The sequence below is a fragment of the Streptomyces sp. NPDC096105 genome (genome assembly GCF_044763335.1).
In the GTDB taxonomy this organism is placed as follows: domain Bacteria; phylum Actinomycetota; class Actinomycetes; order Streptomycetales; family Streptomycetaceae; genus Streptomyces.
Window position 1 is genome coordinate 106,078 of record NZ_JBIWGC010000020.1, and the last position, 20,992, is coordinate 127,069.

Annotated in this window: 13 protein-coding genes and 1 pseudogene; 10 read left to right on the top strand and 4 right to left on the bottom strand. The window is 70.0% G+C overall.

From position 1 onward, the window contains the following. The first annotated feature begins 18 nt into the window (after window positions 1-18). Complete coding sequence (locus ACIQ8B_RS26325; protein WP_106412080.1) at window positions 19-669, top strand: thymidine kinase; 651 nt, start codon at window positions 19-21, stop codon at window positions 667-669. Between the two features lie 703 nt (window positions 670-1,372). On the opposite strand, the gene ACIQ8B_RS26330 is transcribed toward ACIQ8B_RS26325, so the two are convergent. Further along, a complete protein-coding gene (locus tag ACIQ8B_RS26330) occupies window positions 1,373-1,873 on the bottom strand; it encodes a hypothetical protein (protein WP_403550122.1) in 501 nt (166 codons plus the stop codon). A 349-nt stretch (window positions 1,874-2,222) separates the two neighbouring features. On the opposite strand from ACIQ8B_RS26330, the gene ACIQ8B_RS26335 reads away from it, so the two are divergent. From ACIQ8B_RS26335 to ACIQ8B_RS26355, 5 genes are all read left to right on the top strand, one after another. After that, the gene (locus ACIQ8B_RS26335) at window positions 2,223-4,364 is read left to right on the top strand and encodes a hypothetical protein (protein WP_403550124.1); all 2,142 of its coding nucleotides are present in this window, start codon (window positions 2,223-2,225) and stop codon (window positions 4,362-4,364) included. Between the two features lie 17 nt (window positions 4,365-4,381). Further along, the gene (locus tag ACIQ8B_RS26340; RefSeq protein WP_403550126.1) at window positions 4,382-6,004 is read left to right on the top strand and encodes a type I restriction-modification system subunit M; all 1,623 of its coding nucleotides are present in this window, start codon (window positions 4,382-4,384) and stop codon (window positions 6,002-6,004) included. Continuing rightward, entirely contained in the window at window positions 5,997-7,238 is a 1,242-nt protein-coding gene (locus tag ACIQ8B_RS26345; protein ID WP_403550128.1) for a restriction endonuclease subunit S, read from the top strand. Before ACIQ8B_RS26340 ends, ACIQ8B_RS26345 begins: the two co-directional genes overlap by 8 nt. After that, window positions 7,235-10,510, top strand: a complete 3,276-nt coding sequence (locus ACIQ8B_RS26350) for a type I restriction endonuclease subunit R (protein WP_403550131.1) — start codon at window positions 7,235-7,237, stop codon at window positions 10,508-10,510. The genes ACIQ8B_RS26345 and ACIQ8B_RS26350 overlap by 4 nt, the downstream gene beginning before the upstream one ends. A gap of 91 nt (window positions 10,511-10,601) precedes the next feature. After that, entirely contained in the window at window positions 10,602-11,420 is an 819-nt protein-coding gene (locus tag ACIQ8B_RS26355) for a hypothetical protein (protein WP_366252312.1), read from the top strand. Window positions 11,421-11,491: 71 nt separating this feature from the next. On the opposite strand, the pseudogene ACIQ8B_RS26360 reads toward ACIQ8B_RS26355, so the two are convergent. Together ACIQ8B_RS26360 and ACIQ8B_RS26365 are read right to left on the bottom strand one after the other, a co-directional pair. After that, window positions 11,492-11,698 (bottom strand): annotated as a pseudogene (locus ACIQ8B_RS26360) (DUF397 domain-containing protein); the annotation flags it as partial. Beyond that, complete coding sequence (locus tag ACIQ8B_RS26365; protein WP_403550133.1) at window positions 11,695-12,642, bottom strand: Scr1 family TA system antitoxin-like transcriptional regulator; 948 nt, start codon at window positions 12,640-12,642, stop codon at window positions 11,695-11,697. The gene ACIQ8B_RS26365 and the pseudogene ACIQ8B_RS26360, both read right to left, overlap by 4 nt. Before the next feature lie 150 nt (window positions 12,643-12,792). Between ACIQ8B_RS26365 and ACIQ8B_RS26370 the strand changes: the two genes are divergently transcribed. The 4 genes from ACIQ8B_RS26370 to ACIQ8B_RS26385 all read left to right on the top strand — a co-directional run bounded on the left by ACIQ8B_RS26370 (window position 12,793) and on the right by ACIQ8B_RS26385 (window position 20,047). Beyond that, window positions 12,793-13,365, top strand: coding sequence for an ATP-binding protein (locus ACIQ8B_RS26370; RefSeq protein ID WP_403550135.1), 573 nt, complete (start codon window positions 12,793-12,795; stop codon window positions 13,363-13,365). 252 nt (window positions 13,366-13,617) lie between these two features. Further along, entirely contained in the window at window positions 13,618-16,059 is a 2,442-nt protein-coding gene (locus tag ACIQ8B_RS26375; RefSeq protein WP_403550137.1) for an AAA family ATPase, read from the top strand. After that, entirely contained in the window at window positions 16,059-16,508 is a 450-nt protein-coding gene (locus tag ACIQ8B_RS26380) for a hypothetical protein (protein ID WP_403550139.1), read from the top strand. The genes ACIQ8B_RS26375 and ACIQ8B_RS26380 overlap by 1 nt, the downstream gene beginning before the upstream one ends. 131 nt (window positions 16,509-16,639) lie before the next feature. Continuing rightward, entirely contained in the window at window positions 16,640-20,047 is a 3,408-nt protein-coding gene (locus ACIQ8B_RS26385) for a HelD family protein (protein ID WP_403550141.1), read from the top strand. Window positions 20,048-20,315: 268 nt separating this feature from the next. Here the strand turns inward: ACIQ8B_RS26385 and ACIQ8B_RS26390 are convergent, their stop codons facing one another. Further along, on the bottom strand, window positions 20,316-20,891 hold the full coding sequence (locus tag ACIQ8B_RS26390) for an SDR family NAD(P)-dependent oxidoreductase (protein ID WP_403550143.1): 576 nt from the start codon (window positions 20,889-20,891) through the stop codon (window positions 20,316-20,318). Window positions 20,892-20,992: the final 101 nt, after the last annotated feature.

A 20,992-nucleotide genomic window follows, 5' to 3' on the forward strand; every position in this document is an offset into this window, starting at 1 on the left:
AAAGGTACCCGACCCTCCATGTCCGAACTGGTGTTCTTCTGCGGAACGATGGACTGCGGGAAGTCGACGCTGGCTCTGCAGATCGAACACAACCGGTCGGCACGCGGCCTGGTGGGCATGATCTTCACCCGCAACGACCGGGCCGGCGAGGGCAAGCTGTCCTCCCGCCTGGGCCTGGTCACCGACGCGGTGGAGGTCGGCGACGGCGCCGACCTGTACGCCCACCTCGTCGACCACCTCTCGCAGGGCCGCCGCGCGGACTACGTGATCGCCGACGAGGCGCAGTTCCTCGCGCCCGAGCAGATCGACCAGCTCGCGCACGTGGTCGACGACCTGGACCTCGACGTCTACGCCTTCGGCATCACCACCGACTTCCGCTCCAAGCTGTTCCCCGGCTCCCAGCGTCTGATCGAACTCGCCGACCGCGTCGAGGTGCTCCAGGTGGAGGCCCTGTGCTGGTGCGGCGCCCGCGCCACGCACAACGCCCGCACGGTCGGCGGCGTGATGGTCGTCGAGGGCGCCCAGGTCGTCGTCGGCGACGTCACGGGGTCCGCGGACGAGATCGGCTACGAGGTGCTGTGCCGCCGCCACCACCGCCGCCGGATGACGGCCGCGACGGCGAGGGCGGCGGCGCTGGCGCCGGATGTGCTGCCCGTGTCGCCGAGCTGACGGCCTCGTCCGCCCCGGACGGCTGCCCGTGGGCCGGCGAACCTTTCCGAACGAACGATCCTCATCGTGGCCCTGATCGGCCACGACGCCCCCGAGCCGCCGCACTGGGTGGAGACGGTGCGGGTCCGGCCGCCACCGAGGGGTGAGGGACCGGCCCGCCCCTCGATCAGCAGCTCGCCGAGTTCCTCCGGCATCGTGATCGTGCGGTCGTGCCCGGTGGGCGGTTCCCGGTGCCCCGTTCGCAAAACGGCCGCCGTCCAGCGGCAAGCCCACCGCTCCCTGAGACCCGCATCAGGCCTGGCCTATTCAGCGTCGGTCATGGTGTCGTCTCCGTCGGTCGTCAGCTCGGCCGGCAGCGGCAGTCCGTACTTGTCGCACAGGAACCGGGTTCTGGCAGCACCGCTGGGCCTCGGAAGCCACCCTGCCGACCTTGTCGCCGGCAACGGAGGCGTCCGTGGCGAGGACGACCGGCGTACAGGAGACGGCCTTGACCATGCCGTCGAAGTGCACTTGCGGACGGCCCTCGGAAGTGGGGCGGGGCGCGTGGGCGAGCGGGGAACGGCGGCCCATCGACGGACCCTCCTGTTTACGTCGGGCGGGTGGCGGAAAGGGGAAGAAAGGGCGGGCGGTCCGTCCTCGGCGGGCCGCCCGCCCCGTGTCCGCCGCGTCCCCCCACGAGCGCGGCGGCGTGTGCGGTGGCCGGTCAGCCGACCTTGGTCCACTCCTGGCAGCCGTTGGTCTCGAAGTACTCGCCCTTGTCGACCGTCACCCGGCCCTGCCCCTGGAGGTTGTCGTTGGCGATGATCGCCCCGAACTCCCCGGAGGCGTCCTTGGTGCGCGCCCAGTAGCAGTTCTCGATGATGCCGCCCTTCTCGGGCCCGGCGGTCTTGTAGGTGCCGGCCTGCATGTCCTCGCCGACGAGGTACTGGCCGTCGCCCTCGACCATGGTGGCCGCTCCGGGCTTCTTGGCGGGCTTCGGAGTGACCGTGACCTCCTCGGTGACCGTGGCGGCCGGCTCCGGTGCACCGTCCTCAGCGGGCGCGGTCTCGGTGACGGTGACCGCGGGGGCCGGGGCGGCGGAGTCGTCCTCGCCGCCGGACTCCCCGTCGCCGCCGATGCCCGCGCCGATCACGAGGGCGACGAGCGCGGTCGCGCCGTGGGTGAGCCAGGCCTTGCGGCGCGATGCCTTCGGCCTCGCCGGCACGCCCGCCGGAGGCTGCCCGGGGCCCGTCGACGGGGCCGGCCCCGGCGGTACGGCGCCCCAGCTCGGCGCGTTCCCGGACCCGGAGGGCTGCGGGGTGCTGGGCGGTGTCGAGGGCGGGTGGTTCATTGCGGTGGTCCTCCGGTTCGGCGTCGTGGCGCTTGCTGGTCACAAGGTGCCCGCCGGTCCGAAGGATCGGTGCTGAGATCACTGATAACCCGTATTATCAGCCGAGTTTCCCCTGAGGATCAGGCCTCGCTGTAGATTGCTGACGTCCACCCCGCTGAAGAGGGGAGGACCACGAGGCGAGGAAGCCGGCCTCAGTGACCCGGGGGAGAGGGGGGGACCGTCCATGACGACGCACACGACCGCACGGACGTCCGCCGCCATCCTGCCCGAAACCCCGGCCTGGCGGATCACCTATGCCGAGATCGCCGCCCTCGCCCAGGTCAAGCGCCCGGTCCCGACCACGTGGGCCCGCCGCCACCCCGACTTCCCCGCACCCGTCGCCCATGAGGACGGGCGTCCCCTGTTCGACGCCCGCGCGGTCGTCGACTGGCTGGCCTCCACCGGCCGCGGCAACACCGACGCCCGCCGGCTCCGCGCCGAGCTCGCCCTGCACACCCTGGCCGCCTGGCGCACCCCGCTCCTGCCCGCGTCCGTCCTGCTCGGCGCGCTGACCTCCCTGGTCTGCCTGCACCAGCAGCTCGACGCTCCCGTCGCCGACGGCCGCCCCTGGCACACGCTCCTGGAACGGGCCGCCGACCTCGACCCCGAGGACCTCTTCCTCCTCTCCGAACTGCGCTCCCTGCCCGACCCCGACCGCACCGGCCCGGCCCTCGCCCACCTCGCCGACGAACTGATCGACGCCGCGTACAACCCCGCCGAGGCCTTCGACTGGATCCTCCAGGCCCGCCACCGCCTCGGCTCCCCCGACCCGGCCGCCGACGGGCCCGCCCCGGCCGTGGTCCGCGCCCTCGCCGCGCTCTCCGGGATCGACACCCTCGACGAGGGAGCGGTGATCGCCGTCCCGCACGCCTGCTGCGGCGACCTTCCGGCGGCCCTCCACGACCGAGCCGCCGAGGACGCCGGTCACGTCTACCTCGCCGCCGACCCCGACCCGGCCCGCGTGCGTCTGGTCCGCCGGCGGATGCTGGTGCGCGGGGTGTACGAGTTCCGGCTCGACGTCGTCGAGGGCGAGGAGCTGACCGCCGACGAGTGGGGCTACCCGCACCTCCTCGTCTGCGCCCTGCCCTACGAGGCCGCCGAGACCCGCGACGCCAAGGCGGTCCTCGAGCAGGTCGCCGCCCTCACCGACTACCTCGACACCGGAGCCACCGCCGTCGTCCTCGGCCCCGCCGACGCCCTCACCGGCCCCCTCACCCGGCACGGCGACGCCGACCGCCTGCGCCGCTCGTTCCTGGAACCCGGTTTACTCAAGGCGGCGATCAGCCTCCCCGACGGCGCCTACGCCTACCGTCCCGGCTACCGCACGGCGGTCTGGGTCCTCGCCCGCGTCCCCGAGGAGCAGCGCACCGGCCGCGTCCTCCTCGCCGACTACTCCGCCCGGCCGCTCACCGAGCCCGTCCTCGACGCGCTCGCCGAGGACATCGCCATCTGGCGTGCCTCCGGCTGGACCCCCGACCCCCGCCACGAACCGCGCCACGCCGCCATCGTCCACGGCACCGACCTGGACGGCAGTCCCGGCGCCCCGTTCACCCCGCAGCACCGCACGCCCGCGTCCCGGCACCTGCGGACGGTGGTGGAACGCCCGGCACTCATCGCGGACCTGGAGCGTCGCCTGGGCGAGCTCCACGAACGGTCGCGCGCCGGCGAACTCCGGCTGCGCGCCCGGGCGGAACTGCGCCCGGAGAACCAGCCGGTACGCCGTACGTCCGTCGGCCGCCTCCTGCGCGCCCGCCGCCTGCGCCGCCGCCCCGGCCACCGCTTCGCCCCCGAACACCTCACCTCCGAGGGCCACTACACGGTCCTCACCCCCGAGGAGATCCTCGGCACCGCCCGCATCGGCGGCCGTCGCATCGACCGGGGCATCCTGCTCACGGCCTACGAGCACGCCCAGTTCACCGAACCCGGGGACCTCGTCGTCACCGCCCACCCGCACTTCGGCGTGTACGTCGACACGGAGGGGCTCTCGCTGGTCGCGGCTCCGGCCCGCATCCTGCGGGTGCATCCCGACGCGGACCCGCCGGTACGACCCCGGGTGCTGGCCGCGCTGCTGCGGGCGGCGGCGGGGGAGCACGCCCGCACCAGCGGAGCCGTGCGCGCCTCCCGCCGCATCGAGGACCTGGTGATTCCCGACCTGAGCGGCGCCGAGGCCGACCTGTACGAGGCCGTCCTCGCCGAGATCGAGAGCCGGACGGCGTTACTGCGCGAGCAGACGGCCGCGCTCGACGACCTGACCCGCGTGATGGCGGCCGGCATGGCCGACGGCACGCTCACCATCCAGCCACTTCCGCACACCGACGTCCACTGAAGGAGACGGCCCACCCGATGGCTGCAAGTAAAGGCAAGCCCGCCGACCAGGCGGAGCTGTTCAGCGCCTCCACCGCCAAGGAGATCCAGGACATCCTCTGGAAGGCGGCCGACAAGCTCCGCGGGTCGATCGACGCCGCCCAGTACAAGGAGTTCGTCCTCGGCCTGATCTTCCTGAAGTACGTCTCGGACGCCTTCGAGGAACGCCGCACCGAACTGGCCAAGGAACTCGCCGACGACGGTATCTCCGAGGACCAGATCGGCGACTTCCTGGAGGACCGCGACGAGTACACCGGCGCCCACGTCTTCTGGGTCCCGGAGACCGCCCGCTGGTCCTGGATCGCCGCGAACGCCAAGGCACAGGGGGTGGGCAAGCTCCTGGACGAGGCGATGGACGCGATCATGCGGGAGAACGCCTCCCTGACGGGTGTCCTCCCCAAGATCTTCAACCAGGACCGCGTCGACCAGAAGCGGCTTGCCGAACTCGTCGACCTGATCAGCGACGCGCGGTTCGGCGGCAGCGAGGACCGGCCGGCGCAGGACCTGCTGGGCGAGGTGTACGAGTACTTCCTGGGCAACTTCGCGCGCGCGGAAGGCAAGAGGGGCGGCGAGTTCTACACGCCGAGCTCTGTCGTCCGGCTGATCGTCGAGATCCTGGAGCCGTACGAGGGGCGGGTGTACGACCCGGCGTGCGGCTCGGGCGGCATGTTCGTGCAGGCGAGCAAGTTCATCGAGGCGCACCGGGGGAAGGGCCACAAGGCCGACATCGCGGTGTACGGCCAGGAGCTGAACGAGCGCACCTGGCGCCTGGCCAAGATGAACCTGGCCATCCACGGCATCGACGGCAACCTCGCCGCCCGCTGGGGCGACACCTTCGCCGACGACAAGCACCCGGACCTCAAGGCCGACTTCGTGATGGCCAACCCGCCCTTCAACATCAAGGACTGGGCGCGGGACGAGAGCGACCCGAGGTGGAAGTACGGGGTCCCGCCGAAGAACAACGCCAACTACGCCTGGCTCCAGCACATGATCTCCAAGCTGGGGGAGAGGGGCACGGCGGGCATCGTCCTGGCCAACGGCTCGATGAGCTCGCAGTCCAGCGGAGAGGGGGAGATCCGGCAGGCGCTGGTGGAAGCGGACCTGGTGGCGTGCATGGTGGCGTTGCCGTCGCAGCTTTTCCGTACGACGCAGATTCCAGCGTGTCTGTGGTTCCTGTCGAAGGACAAGTCCCCGCAGGGTGCGCGGCGGCTCAACGACCGGCGGGGCGAGATTCTCTTCATTGACGCCCGCGCGATGGGCGAAATGGTCGACAGGACGGAGCGCGTTTTCTCGGAGGCTGACCTGCGGAAGATTGCCGACATGTACCACGCGTGGCGCGGCACGGCGTCGGCGCGCGAGGAAGGGCTGGTCTACGAAGATGTACCGGGCTTCTGCTACTCGGCCGACCTGGAGAAGGTGCGGGAGCACGGGTACGTCCTGACGCCGGGGCGGTACGTGGGTGCTGTCGAGGCGGAGGAAGAGGCTGCGGAGGTCGTGGCCGCGCGGATCAGCAAGTTGACGGCGGAGCTGTTCGAGCTGTTCGATAAGTCGGCGGAATTGGAGAAGACGGTGCGTGTTCAGCTGGGAGATATCAGTGGCTGACCTTCTCTTCGTAGACGCACCCGTTGAGTGGCGACGCACCAACCTTGCAGTCGCATGCTCTGATGGTGGTGGTATCCAGACCGGACCCTTCGGAAGTCAATTGCATGCTTCCGACTATGTGGCAGATGGCATCCCGAGTGTCATGCCGCAAGATATTGGCGAAAACGTGATCCGTGATGGGGAGATTGCGCGCATCACAATTGAGGACGCTCGACGACTCTCGAAGTACCGGCTCCGTAAGGGCGATATCGTTTACTCGCGGCGAGGCGACGTCACTCGACGTGCTTTGGTTCGCGATGCGCAGGAAGGGTGGCTTTGCGGAACGGGGTGTCTGCGGGTGCGCCCCGGGGCCGGGGTGGACTCTCTCTTCCTGTCTTACTTTCTAGGGCACCCCGAAGTGCGTACCTGGATCATCCGGCATGCGGTCGGTGCAACCATGCCGAACCTCAACACCCAGATTCTCGGCGCTGTTCCGGTCTTGCTGCCGGAATTGGACGAGCAACGACGGGTAGCCGCGGTGCTCGGGGCGCTGGACGACAGGATCGCCGTCAACGAGCGCATCGCGACCACCTCGCGTGAACTCGGCCTTGCGATCTTCGCTCAAGCGGTTGCGGAGGACGGGGGTATGGAGGTCGATATCGACTCCGTGTCGTGCGTTCTCACTCGAGGCATTGCACCGAAGTATTCCGAATCACCGGACGACTTGGTGGTGCTGAACCAGAAATGCATCCGAGGCGGACGGGTGAGTCTCACCCCCGCACGTCGTACGCTTCGAGATAAGGTGAAGGAACCGAAGCTGCTCGTGAGAAACGACGTTCTGGTGAATTCGACTGGTGTCGGCACGCTCGGCCGAGTTGCGTGTTGGAATTCCGACGAGGCCGCGACGGTCGATTCGCACATCACCATCGTGAGGTTTGATGAGACCCAGCTGGACCCCGTTTGTGCAGGATTCGCCATGCTTCGCGCGCAACCTGAGATCGAGGCGATGGGCGAGGGCAGCACTGGCCAGACGGAGCTTCGGCGTACTCAACTGGGTGAGCTGGAAATCTCTCTCCCCAGCAAAGAGAAGCAGCACGAGCTTCGCCCCAAGCTCGACTCCCTCGAAGCACGAGCTGATCAGGCCCTGAGTGAGTCGCAGACCCTCGCCACCCTCCGCGACACCCTCCTCCCCCAACTCATGTCCGGCCGCCTCCGCGTCAAGGACGCCGAGAAGATCGTCGAGGACGCCACATGACGACACCCCACGACGGAAACGAACCCGACGACAGAACCCACCGCCGCCCCACCGAGGCCGACTGGGAGCTGCTCGCCCTCGACGAGCTGGCCGAGTTGGCCTGGCAGCCGGCCCCCGGTAACGCGTTCGCGCCGGGTTCCGACCACCGCAAGTCCTGGGACGACCTGATCCTCTACCCGGACCTCCAGGAGGCGATCGCGCGCCTGAACCCGGACCTCCCCCCGGACGCCGTCCGCGAGGCCGTGGCGACCGCCGCCACCCCCGGCTCCCAGGACACCTACGAGGAGAACCGGGCCGCCCACCGCCACCTCACCACCGGCATACGCTCCGTCACCTACACCGACTCCCACGGCGCCGAGCACAACCCCACGATCCGCCTCCTCGACCTGGACGACCCGGACGCGAACACCTACCGCGCCCTCAACCAGGTCACCGTGATCGACGGCGACAGGAACCGCCGCTTCGACGTCATCCTGTACGTCAACGGCCTGCCCCTCGCCGCCATCGAGCTGAAGCGGGCCGGCGACGAGGACGCGACGCTCCAGACCGCCCACGCCCAGGTGGCCCGGTACGTGCAGGAGTTCCCGACGGCCTTCCGCTACAACGCGGTCGTCCTGCTCTCCGACGGCATCACGGCGAAGTACGGCACGCCGTTCACGCCGTACGAGCACTTCGCCCCGTGGAACACGGACGAGTTCGGCGCCCGCGTGGACCCGCTGACCGCCGACGGCTTCTCCGAGTCGGGGCAGAACCTGGCGCTGCACGGCCTGTTCGCCCAGTCCCGCTTCCTCGAACTGATCCAGTCCTTCATCAACTTCGTCCCGTCGAAGCGGATGAAGCGGATCGCCAAGCCGCACCAGTACCACGCGGTCACCCGCGCCGCCGAAGCCGTTCGCACGGCCTCGGCGAGCGACGGCAAGGCCGGCGTCGTCTGGCACACCCAGGGTTCCGGCAAGTCGGAGGAGATGGTCCTCACCACGACCATGGTGATGCGGGACCCGGCCCTGCTGAACCCCACCGTCGTGGTCGTCACCGACCGTACGGACCTCGACGACCAGCTCTACTCGACGTTCCAGGAGAGCGAGATCCTCCCGGAGACGCCGCAGCAGGTCGTCACCCGTGCCGAACTGCGAGAGGAGCTCGCGGCGAAGAGGACGGGAGGGATCCTCTTCACCACGCTCCAGAAGTTCGGCAAGACGAAGGAGGAGCGGGAGTCGGGCACCGACCACCCGATGCTCTCCGACCGCCGGAACATCGTCGTCATCGTCGACGAGGCCCACCGCAGCCACTACGACGACCTCAACGGCCTCGCCCGCCACCTGCGCGACGCGCTCCCGCACGCCACGCTGCTCGCCTTCACCGGCACCCCGATCTCGGAGGCCGACCGCAACACCCGCGAGGTGTTCGGCGACTACATCGACGTCTACGACCTCAAGCGGGCCGCCGACGACGGTGCGACCGTGAAGGTCTACCACGAGAGCCGCGTGATCCAGCTCGTCCTGGACCACGACGTCGATCCGACCACCATCGACGAGGAGGCCGACCGGATCACCGAGGGCCTCGACGACACCGAGCGCCGCCGCGTCGAACAGGCCGTGGCGACGATGAACGCCATGTACGGCGCGCCGGCCCGCATACGGGACCTCGCGGCCGACCTGGTGGAGCACTGGGAGGCGCGCCGGGAGCGGATGAAGCCGTTCGTCGGCGCCTCCGAGTCGGGCGGGGCGCCCGGCAAGGCGATGGTGGTGTGCGCGACCCGCGAGATCTGCGTCCGCGTCTACGACGCACTGCGCGAGCTGCGCCCCGAGTGGCACAGCGACGAGTTCGAGAAGGGCACGATGAAGATCGTCTTCTCCTCGAACTCCCGCAAGGACTCGGACGAGCTGCTCGCCCACGCGCTGACCGACAGCCGCCGCAAGGCCGTCATCAACCGGGCCAAGGACCCCGACGACGAGCTGGAACTGCTCATCGTCAACAACATGCTGCTGACCGGCTTCGACGCCCCGCCGATCCACACCATGTACCTGGACCGGCCGCTCAAGGGCGCCAACCTGATGCAGGCCCTGGCCCGCGTCAATCGCCGCTTCCGCGGGAAGAAGGACGGTCTCCTCGTCGGCTACGCCCCGCTGACGGAGAACCTCCAGCGGGCCATCGCCGAGTACACCGAGGCCGACCAGCGCGACCGCACCCTCGGCCAGGACGTCGAGCGCGCACTGGACGAGCTGCGCAACGAGTACGACGTCCTGGCCGACATCCTGCGCGGCTTCGCCTGGGAACCGCTGCTCGACCGGCCCGGTCCCAAGGCGTTCGTCGACGCGGCCTTGCGGAGCGCCGAGTACTTGCTCGACCCCCGCACGCCCGGCAACAACCCGGAGCAGCTCGACGATCCCCGTCAGACGCTGAGCCGCCGCTTCCGCGAGCACGCTTATCGTCTTGAGCGTTTCTGGGCTCTGGCGGGCAGTTCGAAGCATGTCGGGAACCGGTTCACCGACAGGCCGGCGTGGAAGCGTCACATCCAGTTCTTCGTCGAAGTCCGTGCCTACATGGCGAAGCTGGACGCCATGAACCGCGAGGCACGTGGGCTCCCCGTCGCCCGTGATGTCGAGCTGTACCTCGCCCAGCTGACCTCGTCAGTGGTGGAGACGGGCGGAGTGACGGACCTCTTCGCCGAGGCCGGACTGGAGACCGCCGATCTGACCCACCTCAACGACGCGCTGGTCGCCCAGCTCCAGCAGAGCGACACCCCGCACCTGGCGGCCGAGGCACTGCGACGGCTCGTCGAACGGAAGATGCGCGAGGTCACCCGGCACAACATCGTCCGGCAGACGACCTTCTCCGAGCGGCTCCAGGACCTGATGGTGCGCTACATGCGCCAGCAGTACACCAGCGCCGAACTCATCGCGAAGCTGGTCGAGATGGCCAAGGACGTCATGGCCGACGCCAAACGGGGCGAGAAGTTCGACCCGCCCCTGAACTGGCGCGAACTCGCCTTCTACGACGCCGTGGCCGACCACGGCACGGCCCGCTCGCTCATGGGCGACGAGGTCCTGGCGGGCATCGCCCGTGAACTGGTCGCCGAGGTCCGCCGCCAGCTCAAGCCCGACTGGATCGCCCGCGAGTCCGTCCGCGCTCGCCTGCGCAGCACCATCAAGCGCCTCCTGGCCCGCAACAACTACCCGCCGGACCAGCAGAAGGAGGCCATCGACCTGGTCCTCCGCCAGATGGAGCACTTCGCCAACGAGTGGTCCACCAAGGGAGAGACCGACAGCTGAGCTGTCCTCACCTACTCATCGGAACTCTGGAGACAATACGGGGAGGTAGTTCCTCCCGGAAGGTCAGGTTTATTTTATGGCGGGTAAAGAGATGGAAGACCCGGGGTCGCATTTCTCCACGGTGCTGGTCGCTGCGGCGAAACTTCCGGGTGTGCGTATCAACAGAGAGACGTACCTTCGGAAGGCGCTGGCCCGCCACTGCTCCGAAGAGCAGATCAAGCAAGCGATCGAAGAGACCCCGGCGGCGGCGGGTATCCCCCTTGACATCCTGGAGAAGGCGGCCAACGACTCCATCAAATACGAGACCGCCAAGGTCAGCGCCGCTTCCGCGGCAGCCGGACTGCCCGGCCTGGTATTCCTTCCCGCCACCGTCCCCGCCGACCTGGCGCAGTACATGGGTCACATGCTGCGCATCTCGCAGAAGCTCGCCTACCTCTACAGTTGGCCCGACCTGTTCTCCGGCGACGACATGGACGACGCGACCGAAGGAGTGCTCACGCTCTTCGTCGGCGTGATGTTCGGCGCCCACACGGCGACCACTGCGATCGGGAAGGTCGCGGAGGAGATGTCGAAGCACGTCGCCAAGAGCCTCCCCAAGAAGGCACTCACGAAGGGGATCATCTACCCCCTGGTGAAGAAGATCGCCGGTCACCTCGGTAAGGAGATGACGAAGCAGACCTTCGCAAGGACGGTCTCCAAGGCGGTCCCCGTCGTCGGCGCCGTCTTTTCCGGCGGGCTCACGTACGCGACCTTCCGCCCCATGGCGAAGAAGCTGAAGAACCACCTCGCCGGGCTGGACATGACGAAACCCACCCTGCGGGTCGAGGACGTCGAGGTCGTGCTGGAGCGTGAGCCCTCCGCCACGGACTACGTTGAACGGCCCGACGGGGACGACCCCGCCTCCAAGTAGAGAGCCCCCTGCTGACGCATCCGGGCCATCGTGAGCCCGGATGCGTCAGTTGCGGTCCAGCCACAGACGCGCCGTTCCGACGAGGCCAACCCGATGAGGCTTGCCCAAGCCTCACGGGAGACAGTGAGTATGGGGCCGGCGTCAGCCTTCGAGTCACGGACGTGCACAACTGCCGAACCGGCCGCGACCTCTACGCACTGACCGCCCTCGGTTCCGCTGTAGCTGCTCTTGAACCAGGTGAGGCCGGAGGCGATGGTCGAGGACTCAGCGTTGTTCATAGCGTTCCCAGCAACCCTTCGATGAACTTCGTCGACTCTCGCGGACTGAGAGCCTGTGATCGGATAATCCCATAGCGGGCAGCCGCGAGAGCCGTCTGTTCCGGGTCGGTTTCAAGAGAACTGGTCGTGTGCGTCTCTGTGTAGACGAACTTCTTGCCGTCCTTCCTCGTGACGACCGTGAACGGTCCATTCACGCCTGCATTCTCCTCGCACTCGGTCGGCATGACCTGGATCTCGACGTTCTGCTTCTGACCGGCGAGGAGAATGAGCTCCAACTGTCCCCGCAGCACGTCCGTGCCGCCGTATCGATGACGCAGAACCGCCTCGTTCACTACGAAGCTCAGCAGTGGGGCCGACTTGCGGTCGAAGATGTCCTGCCGGGCCAGCCGAGCAGCCACCCGCTGCTCGACCGTTTCCGAGTCCAGGGGCGGACGCCGCATCGCTAGCAGCGCTCTCATGTACTCCTCGGTCTGGAGCAGCCCGTTGACGACATGGGTGTCGTACATAAGCAGCTCAAGACACTCCTTCTCCAACACCGCCATCCCCTGAAAGAACCCCGGATACTGCGCCCGCTCCACCTGCTCCTTCCACAGGCACAGCAACCCGCCCGCCCCCAGCACCTCATCCGCCCGCTCGATCGTCCGAGGCGTCGGAATCCTCCGTCCCTGCTCGAACGACGCGATGGTGGACGCGGAGTACCCGAGTCGCCGGCCGAACTCCTCGCGCTCCAGCCCCTCCCGCATCCGCAGCGTCTTCATGGTCTGCCCGAACGTGACCACGACATCCTGTCCGGTCTCGTCCTCCGGTCGCCGCCCGGCTCCGCCGTCGTTCTCCCACTCGTCCCCGAGACTCACGACCGCCGCACCCGCACCGCCGCCGACGCCGCTCTCACGCTCCCCGGGAACCGCCTCGGCCCCGGCCTCCGCACCCGTGCGCTCCGTCATGTCCACCACCGCCTTCTCTCGCTCAACGCCCCCGCAAGGGACGCCGTCACGGCGCGCAGCTCCGACACGCGCGTACAACACGGGTACAGCCGCCCCCTGTCGCTGCGTCACCACTGGTCACGCTACGCGACCGACGGGGCCGTGAGGGGCGTGACGACGAAACCCATCAATTCCACCGACACCGCTCAACCCGCCAACCCCTGCGGCCCCTCGAAGGCACCCTCGCCACCGGGCCCCGCCTTCGAGATGCGCTTCACCTCCACGCCGCGCGGGGCCCGTCTCGCCCGCCGCCTCGCGGCCGTCCGCCTGGACGCGTGGGGCATCCCGCACGGCACCGACCCGCACGACGCGATCGTGCTGATCGTCGTCGAGCTGACCGCGAACGCCGTGAGCCACGGCCACGTCCCCGGCCGGGACTTCCACCTCCGCCTCCGCGCCGCCCCCGACAGACGCACGGTGCGCGTCGAGGTCACCGACACCCGCACCGAACGCCACCCCCGCCGCCTCATCGCCCCGGAGGTGACCGACGCCACCGACGAGACCGGCCGCGGACTGCTCCTCGTTTCGCAGCTCGCGACCCGCTGGGACTGGCACCCGCGTCAGGACGGCCCGGGCAAGACCGTCTGGGCGGAGTACGAGCAGGTACGCACGGCCTTGCGGGAGGGGAACGGCTACGACCCCGATCTGCGTGAGCAGGCCACGTCGGACGCCGAGTTGAACTGACGGATCGGTGAGGTGAGGAGGCAAAACAACTGATCACCCAGGGCGGGCGAACCGGCGCGCTCCTCGCCCCGAATGATCACTTCCTTGTCATTGACCTACCTGATAACCGTCGTTATCAGAAAGGAGACACCGCGCACCTCCCACCCACGCCTACGGTTCCGTCCGTCGACAGGCACCTCAACGGTTCGCCCGCCCCGGTGCCTGTCGGTGTTCGCCCCTTTCCCTCTCCGCACGGATGTCACGGGAGACACCATGGACGACGCGACGAACCGGACCTCCGACAGCGCACTGCCTCTGCCCGACCTCGTCGAGGCCCGTCTGGCCGGCGACCGCAAGCTGTCCGCCCCGGCGAAGGCCCTCGTCCGCGAGGCGCTCGGTGACGCCGGGGACGCCGAAGGCGGCACCCGCACCTCCGCCGGCCCCGTCTACCTGGGGAACATCGAGGTCACCGGCTTCCGAGGTGTCGGTGCGAAGGCATTGCTCAAGCTGAAGCCCAAGCCCGGCGTGACCCTCGTCGTCGGCCGCAACGGCTCCGGCAAGTCGAGCATCGCCGAAGCGATCGAAACCCTGTTCACCGGTACCAACGCCCACTGCAGCGGTCGGCACCCCGGCCACGCCGTCCGTTGGCGCAACCTGCACCAGGGCGAGCGGACCGTCGTCGAGGCCAAGCTGACCGTCGAGGGCGACCCGTCGCCGAGCACGCTCACCCGCACCTGGACCGGCGACGCCTTCACCGACTCCGAGGCCGTGCTCAAGCGGCCGGGGCAGGGCACCGTTCCGCTGCAGCAGGTCGGCTGGGAACAGGCCACCCGCACCCACCGCCCGTTTCTGTCCTATGCCGACCTGGACAACCTGATCAACGGCAAGCCGTCCGAGATGTACGACAACATTGCCGCGATCCTCGGCCTGGACGCCCTCAACGCCGCCGCGCGCCGGCTGACGGCCGCGAAGAAGGAACTCGACGCCGTCGTCAATGCGGAGAAGGACAGGAAGCCGCTCCTGCACGCGGCCCTGGAGGAGGTCGGACACGACGACCGGGCACTCAAGGCCCTGATGGCGATGGAGGAGAAGGACGGGCCCGATCACGGCGTACTCGACGCGCTGATCGCGGGCGCGCCCACAGCCGACGAGGGCCGACTGCGGGAGGCGCGACTGGAGGCCGCCGCCGAGACCGAGAGCCCCGACCTGGACCGGGTCGGCGCCGCAGTGGACGCGCTGCGGATCGCCGTCGCCGACGTCGGCGACCTGAAGGGCACCGCGGCCGCCGACGCCCACAGCAGGGCCGCACTGCTCCGGGCCGCCCTCGACCACAACGACCGCCACGCCGACGACACGGCCTGCCCGGTCTGCGGCGCGGAACAGGCGCTGGACCGGGAGTGGGCCGCGCAGGCCGAGGCGCAGATCGCCGCCCTCCTGCGTGAGGCCGCGGCCGTACGTGAGGCCGAAGCCCGCCTGCGGACCGCGACGCGTGCCCTGCACGACCTGGTCGTCACGCCGAGGGAGATCCCGGCCGCGCTCGCCGAGCCGTGGAAGACCTGGGGCGACTGCCGGCGGATCACCGACCCCGTCGAACTCGCCGAGCGCGCGCTCAAGGCGGCGGTGACGCTGACGGACGCGTGCGCGATCGTGGCCGGTGCGGCGCGTGAGGAACTGGCCGCCATGGACGAGCGCTGGCACGCCGTCGCCGGCCTGCTCGCCGAGTGGACGAACCTCTCCCGGGAGGCCGACGCGGCCAAGCCCCGCCGGACGGAGGTCAACGCCGCCCTCAACTGGGTCAAGAAGCTCACGACCGAGGTCCGAGACCTCCGCGTCAACGCCTTCGAAGGCCACACGCAGCGGATCTGGGAAAAGCTGCGCCGGCAGAGCAGCGTCGACCTGACCCGCGTCGGCCTGCACGGCAGCGAGCGGGCCACCGTGCGCAAGCTGGTCATGGACGTCACCGTCGACGACACCGAGGCGTCCGCCCTGGGCGTCATGAGCCAGGGCGAACTGCACTCGCTCGCCCTCTCCTTGTTCCTGCCCCGTGCCGCCACGGCCGACAGCCCCTTCGGTTTCGTCGTCATCGACGACCCCGTGCAGTCGATGGACCCGGCGAAGGTCGACGGCCTGGCCCAGGTGCTCGACGAACTCGGCCGTGACCGGCAGGTCGTCGTCTTCACCCACGACACCCGCCTCCCGCACGCCTTCCGCAGCCAGGGCCTGCCGGTGACCGTGCTCAAGGTGGAGCGGGGCGAGCAGTCCAAGGTGCACGTCACCTGCGACACCGACCCGGTCAAGGAGGCCGTCGACAACGCCATGGCCCTGGCCAGGACCGAGAACTGCTCCGAAACGGCCCTGCGCCACGTCCTGCCGTCCCTGTGCCGGGAAGCCCTGGCGACGGCGCTCGTCGAGGCGGCCTGGCTCCGCCGCAACCGCACCGGCCTCCCCGCCGAAGACCTCCAGGCCGCCGTCGACACGACCGAACGGCTCCTCCCGCTCGCGTCGTTCGCCCTCTTCGACGACGGCTCCGTCCATTCCGACGAGGAGGTCAAGGAGAGTTTCCGCTCCTTGTACGGCCGTGAGAGCACGGTGCTGATCCACCAGTGCCAGCAGGGCGCCCACCCCGGCGGATTCCTCCCGCAGGATCCGGTCGCCTTCGTCCGGAAGGTCGAGGACCTCGCCCACAGGATCCGCAAGCCGGAGGTGAACGCCTGATGCCCGCCGTCCCCACCGTCGCGGCACTCCTCGCGACCGCCGACGATCTGCTCACCCGAACCCCGGGCGACGACGACCCGCTGACCCCGGCGGGCCGCGACCGCGGCGCGGCCTACGCCCTCCGCATCGCCCTGGAAACAGCCGTCGACGCGGCCCTCGCGGCCGAGGCGGCCGAACTCGGCGGACTGCGCAGCATGCGCGCGAAACTGCTCTGCCTGCACCACTACGCCGGCCCCGCCCGGGCCCGCCGCGCCCACGCCCTCTGGAGCCGGCTCAGCGCGGCCTGCAAGTACCACCACGACGAGCTCGGCCCGACCCACGCCCAGGTACGCACCTGGCGAGCGGCCGTCGGAGCCTTCGTCACGGAACTCACCGCGCCCGGCGCGGCCGTGGAGTTCCCGCAGCAGAGGGGCGACAGCGCGCTGCCCGCGGAGGCGTCAACCCGCTGAGCGAGGCGCATACCACGAGGTCGGTGACTACCGGGCCCGACCCGCTGACACCTCGTACGACGTGATAGTCCTGTGAAGGGGACCGGGCGCGATGCGCCCGGCGCGGTCCAGGGACCGTGAGGGAGGGAACCATGAGCGTGCCCGCGCACGCACACGTCCACGCGGACGTCATCGCCTTCGAGCAGACGAAGGTGGACTTCGCCTACGACTGCTACGAAGCCCGGCTGGCCCGGATGAGCGGAGAGTCCGTCGCCAAGGCGTCGGCCACGGGCAAGGACGGCATCGCCAACCGGCAGAAGGCCGAGGAACAGGCCGCGGCCTACGGAGGGCTGAGCGGCGAGAGCCTCGTCATCGGCCGCGTCGACATCAGTGACCCGGCCGAAGCCACCGCCACCTGGTACATCGGACGGCGGGTCGTCTGGGACGACGACCACAACCAGGTGGTGGTCGACTGGACCAACGATCTCGCGAAGAAGTGGTTCGAAGCGTCACCGGAATCGCCCGGCGAGGTGGTGCTGCGACGACGCCTCATCTGCTCGCAGCGGGTCGTCGAGGACTACGTCGACGACATCGCCCCGGCAGCCTCCCCCACGCCCGCTCCGGCAGGCGCCGTCCCCCGGCCGCGCACCGCACCGGAGACGGCCGAGCAGCCGGACGCCCAGGCCGGGAAGGCCGGTCAGGACAGTCCAGGACGCCCGGCCCCCACCCCCGGCGACATCGCCCGCATCCAGCGCCGCAAGCCCCAGCAGCCCGACGAATTCCTCCTGCGCGACCTCCAGCGCTCGCGCAGCGGCCGCATGCGGGACATCGTCGAAACCATCCGGCGCGACCAGATGGCCCTTGTCACCGGGACGCCCTCCGAGATCCTGGTCGTCCAGGGCGGCCCGGGAACCGGAAAGTCCGCAGTCGGCCTGCACCGTGTGACCTGGCTGGTGAACAACGACCACTTCAAGGCGCGGGACATCCTGGTCATCGGCCCCCACCAGCGCTTCCTCGACTACGTCGGCCAGGTCCTGCCCACCCTCGGCACGCGCGACGTCAACGCCGTACAACTGTCCCGCCTGTGGGACGGTGACATCCGGGGCACTGACAGCGCACGTACCCGGCTGGTGAAATCCGACGAGCGGATGGCCGCCGTGCTGCGGCGGCGCGTCGAAGGCGAGTACCGTCCGACGGCCCTGGACGACCTTGTCACGGCTCCCTCCTACGAGGGGGACGAGCCCGCGTTCGTGGTCACCGTGGGCGGCACGACCCTGAGGGTGGTCCGCTCGGAGATCCTCACTGCCCTGGAGGCCGTGCAGCGGGGCGGTGGCTCCTACCGCGAGCGCCGCGACCGGTTCCGCGGCCTGCTCGTCGATGTCCTGCTCCGCGAACTCGTCGCCGTCGCCCCGCGCCGCAGCCACGACCGCACGATCCGCCGTGACCTGGAACGCAACCGGCGGGTCGAGCGCCTCGTCGAACGCGTCTGGCCCTCCCCGGGCCCGGCGGAGGCTCTTCGCACCCTCTACGACTCGCCCTCACTCCTTCGGGCCTGCGCCGAGGGGATCCTCGACGAGGCCGAGCAGGAAGTCCTGCACCGCCCCCGCGCGGCCAAGGCCGACGAAGAACCGTGGACGCTGGACGACCGGGTCTGCCACGAGGAACTCCGCCACCTCATCACCGGCGAGACCCCGCGCCACTACGGGCACGTCATCATTGACGAGGCCCAGGACCTGACGCCCATGCAGGCCCGCTCGCTGCGCCGCCGCCTCGCGGTCAACGGTTCCATGACCGTGCTCGGCGATCTGGCCCAGGCCACCGGCCCCCACACCTACACCGACTGGGACCGTCTCGGCACGCTCCTGTCCGATCACGGGGACTGCACGCTGGCCGAGCTGAGCACGAGCTACCGCGTGCCGGCCGAGATCATGGACTTCGCCGCCCCGCTCGCCCGCGCGATCGCGCCCGGGCTGCCCTACCCCCAGGCCGTGCGCGACGCCGGGCCCGACGCCGTCCGTGTGGTCGAGACCGGGGCGGACACGCTCGTCGCCGAGACGCTGGCGCACGTCCGCCGCCTGCTCGGCACCACCGACGGCCGCAGCCTGCGCTCCGTGGCGGTCGTCGTCCCCGACGACTCCGCGTGGGCCACCGAGATCGACCGCCGGCTGGCCGAGACGGACGGCATCACCGCCGAGGAACGCCGGGCGGTCTCCGTGCTCCCCGCGTCGCAGGCCAAGGGCATGGAGTTCGACCACGTCCTCGTCGTCGAGCCGTCCGCCGTCGCCGGCCGGGACCCGGTCGGGCTGCGCCTGCTCTACATCGCCCTGACCCGGAGCACCCAGAGCCTGACGATCCTGCATTCCGCTCCTCTTCCGTCGACTCTGACGGGCGCCGACGACCACCGGCCGACTGAGACCGGAAGGCATCCCGGCATCGGGACGACAGGGGAAGACATCCCGCATGTGGGGACCGACCTGCGCGTACGGGTGGTCTCCCTCAGTGGCGGCATGTACCGGGCCGAACCCGTCGACGACATCGTGGACCGTCCGCTCTTCCTCGCCGTACGGAACGGTGCCGTACCGCCCGCCGTCGGGACGGAACTGGACACGTGGGTCCTTCGCCACTCAGGGAACGCCACGTTCCTCACCGCGGACGACTTCGGTCGCCGGCCCGTCTCCCCCACCATGCTGGAGCGCTACCTCGACGCGGTGACAGTCGTCGACGAACTGACGACGGGCGGGGTCCTTGACGACGTCCGCTCCCGCTTCTCGGAGCTCAAGGGCATGGCCAACCGCTGCCTCAAACTCAACCAGCCCGACTGGCTGGACGTGTGGCGTGTCCTCGGTCGTCCCGACAAACCGGCTCTGAACCGGTTGCTGAGCCTTTGCGTGAGCACCAGCCACGCGCTGAAGGCGGGCACCTTCACGCCCGAGGCGTTCCGGGCGGAGCTGGCGGGGAGCGGCTGGTCGGAGGCCCTGGCTGCAGCGCAGGAGACTTTGCGGCAGCGGCTTGCCGCCGCCGAGGAAGCGGAGCCCCAGCCCCAGACACAGAGTTCCACCGACGCCCCCGAACCGCACGAGCAGCCCCGGCGGACCGCGCCGAAGGAGTCCGGCACCATGACCACCGCCTCGCAGACGGCCACCCCAGCCACGACCCTGTTCCAGCACCTGGAGGCGGCCGCCGCAGCCGACCGCGCCTGCAAGACGCACGAAGCCGTGCGATTCGAACTGATGGCGGCTCTCCTGCGCGCGGACCGGCAGCCCGAGAACTCCTCGTTCGTCGACGTCAGTTGCGTGACCGACGCAGGTCTGAACCTCTATGAGGTCCTCGGCGCCGGCCGGACAACCCACGCAGACCTCCGCGCGGGCGCGGCTCGGCTCCTGGAGGTCGATCACGCCCTGCCGAGCAAGGCCGACCGTCTTTACCTGGTGCTGTCCGAGCCGCCGACCGAGCCTTGGTCCGCCGACTCCGTCCGCGACGTCTTCACCGTCGAAGTCGTCTGGCGCACACCCGACGGCTGGGAGGGCGCCGACATCGGCAGGGCTCTAGGGGTCGGCTGAGGCGCGCTCCGGGGGCCGAGACGCTCGCCGGGAGCAGCCGGACCGCGCCGACTGGGTTCAGCCTTCCCGCCCGTGCCGCCGCCGCAGCCCCTCCGCCAGCGGCGCCTTCGCGAAGGCGCCGCCGCCACGCGGGCCGCGACCGTGCGGCGGACGACGCGGTCGGTCAGGGCCGGGGTGTGCCGGGCCAGCGCCATTTCCGCCCGGCCGCGGAGGATCGTCGCCACGTCGCGCGGGGCCCGGCGGGTGGTGACCGCCGAGACCACCGCGGTCACCACGCCCTCCAGCGGCTCCGGCCGCGACACCCGTCCAGGGAGAGACCCGACTCCCGCGTGCTGTCGTGGATCGGGCTGCGCACCATGCTCGGGTAGACGATCGGCACGCCCACGTGCGTGCCGACCTTCAGCCGCAGCGTGTCCGCATAGGCGGCGAGCGCCCGTTTGGACACCCCGTACGCGGCGGCCAGCGGCAGCGGCAGGACGGCCATCCGTGAGGCGACGAACACCACCCGGCCGCGCGCCCGTTCGAGGTGGGCCGCCGCGGTCACGTCCCAGGCGCCCAGCAGGTTGAGGTCCAGCTGGGCGTGGACCTCCGCGGACGGCCGCAGTTCCGCGGGTGCCGGTCCGCCCCGGCCCGCGTTGTTGACCAGCACGTCCACGCCGCCGCCGAGCAGCCGTACCGCCTCCTCGGCCCCCTTCGTCACCGACTCGAGGTCGGTCACGTCACAGCCCACGACCGGCACCGGCGCCGACGCGTCGGTGTGCAGGTCCAACCCCGCCATCAGGGCGCCGATTTCGGTGAAGCGCGTGCCCAACGCACGGCCGAACATCCCTGCGGCACCTGTCACGATCACCCCCGTTATCTTCTTCGCGGTCCTGCAAGAGGGCCGCTGGCCTCCGGGCCCGGCATGACTTTTGCCCCCTGTCGAACGGATGACCTGGGGGGTGG

Bases quoted from the DNA above. Each gene is read 5' to 3' on its own strand.
- ACIQ8B_RS26375 (WP_403550137.1), top strand. From the start codon at position 13,618: ATGGACGACGCGACGAACCGGACCTCCGACAGCGCACTGCCTCTGCCC.
- ACIQ8B_RS26325 (WP_106412080.1), top strand. From the start codon at position 19: ATGTCCGAACTGGTGTTCTTCTGCGGAACGATGGACTGCGGGAAGTCG.
- ACIQ8B_RS26340 (WP_403550126.1), top strand. From the start codon at position 4,382: ATGGCTGCAAGTAAAGGCAAGCCCGCCGACCAGGCGGAGCTGTTCAGC.
- ACIQ8B_RS26335 (WP_403550124.1), top strand. From the start codon at position 2,223: ATGACGACGCACACGACCGCACGGACGTCCGCCGCCATCCTGCCCGAA.
- ACIQ8B_RS26350 (WP_403550131.1), top strand. From the start codon at position 7,235: ATGACGACACCCCACGACGGAAACGAACCCGACGACAGAACCCACCGC.
- ACIQ8B_RS26380 (WP_403550139.1), top strand. From the start codon at position 16,059: ATGCCCGCCGTCCCCACCGTCGCGGCACTCCTCGCGACCGCCGACGAT.
- ACIQ8B_RS26365 (WP_403550133.1), bottom strand. From the start codon at position 12,642: ATGACGGAGCGCACGGGTGCGGAGGCCGGGGCCGAGGCGGTTCCCGGG.
- ACIQ8B_RS26385 (WP_403550141.1), top strand. From the start codon at position 16,640: ATGAGCGTGCCCGCGCACGCACACGTCCACGCGGACGTCATCGCCTTC.
- ACIQ8B_RS26355 (WP_366252312.1), top strand. From the start codon at position 10,602: ATGGAAGACCCGGGGTCGCATTTCTCCACGGTGCTGGTCGCTGCGGCG.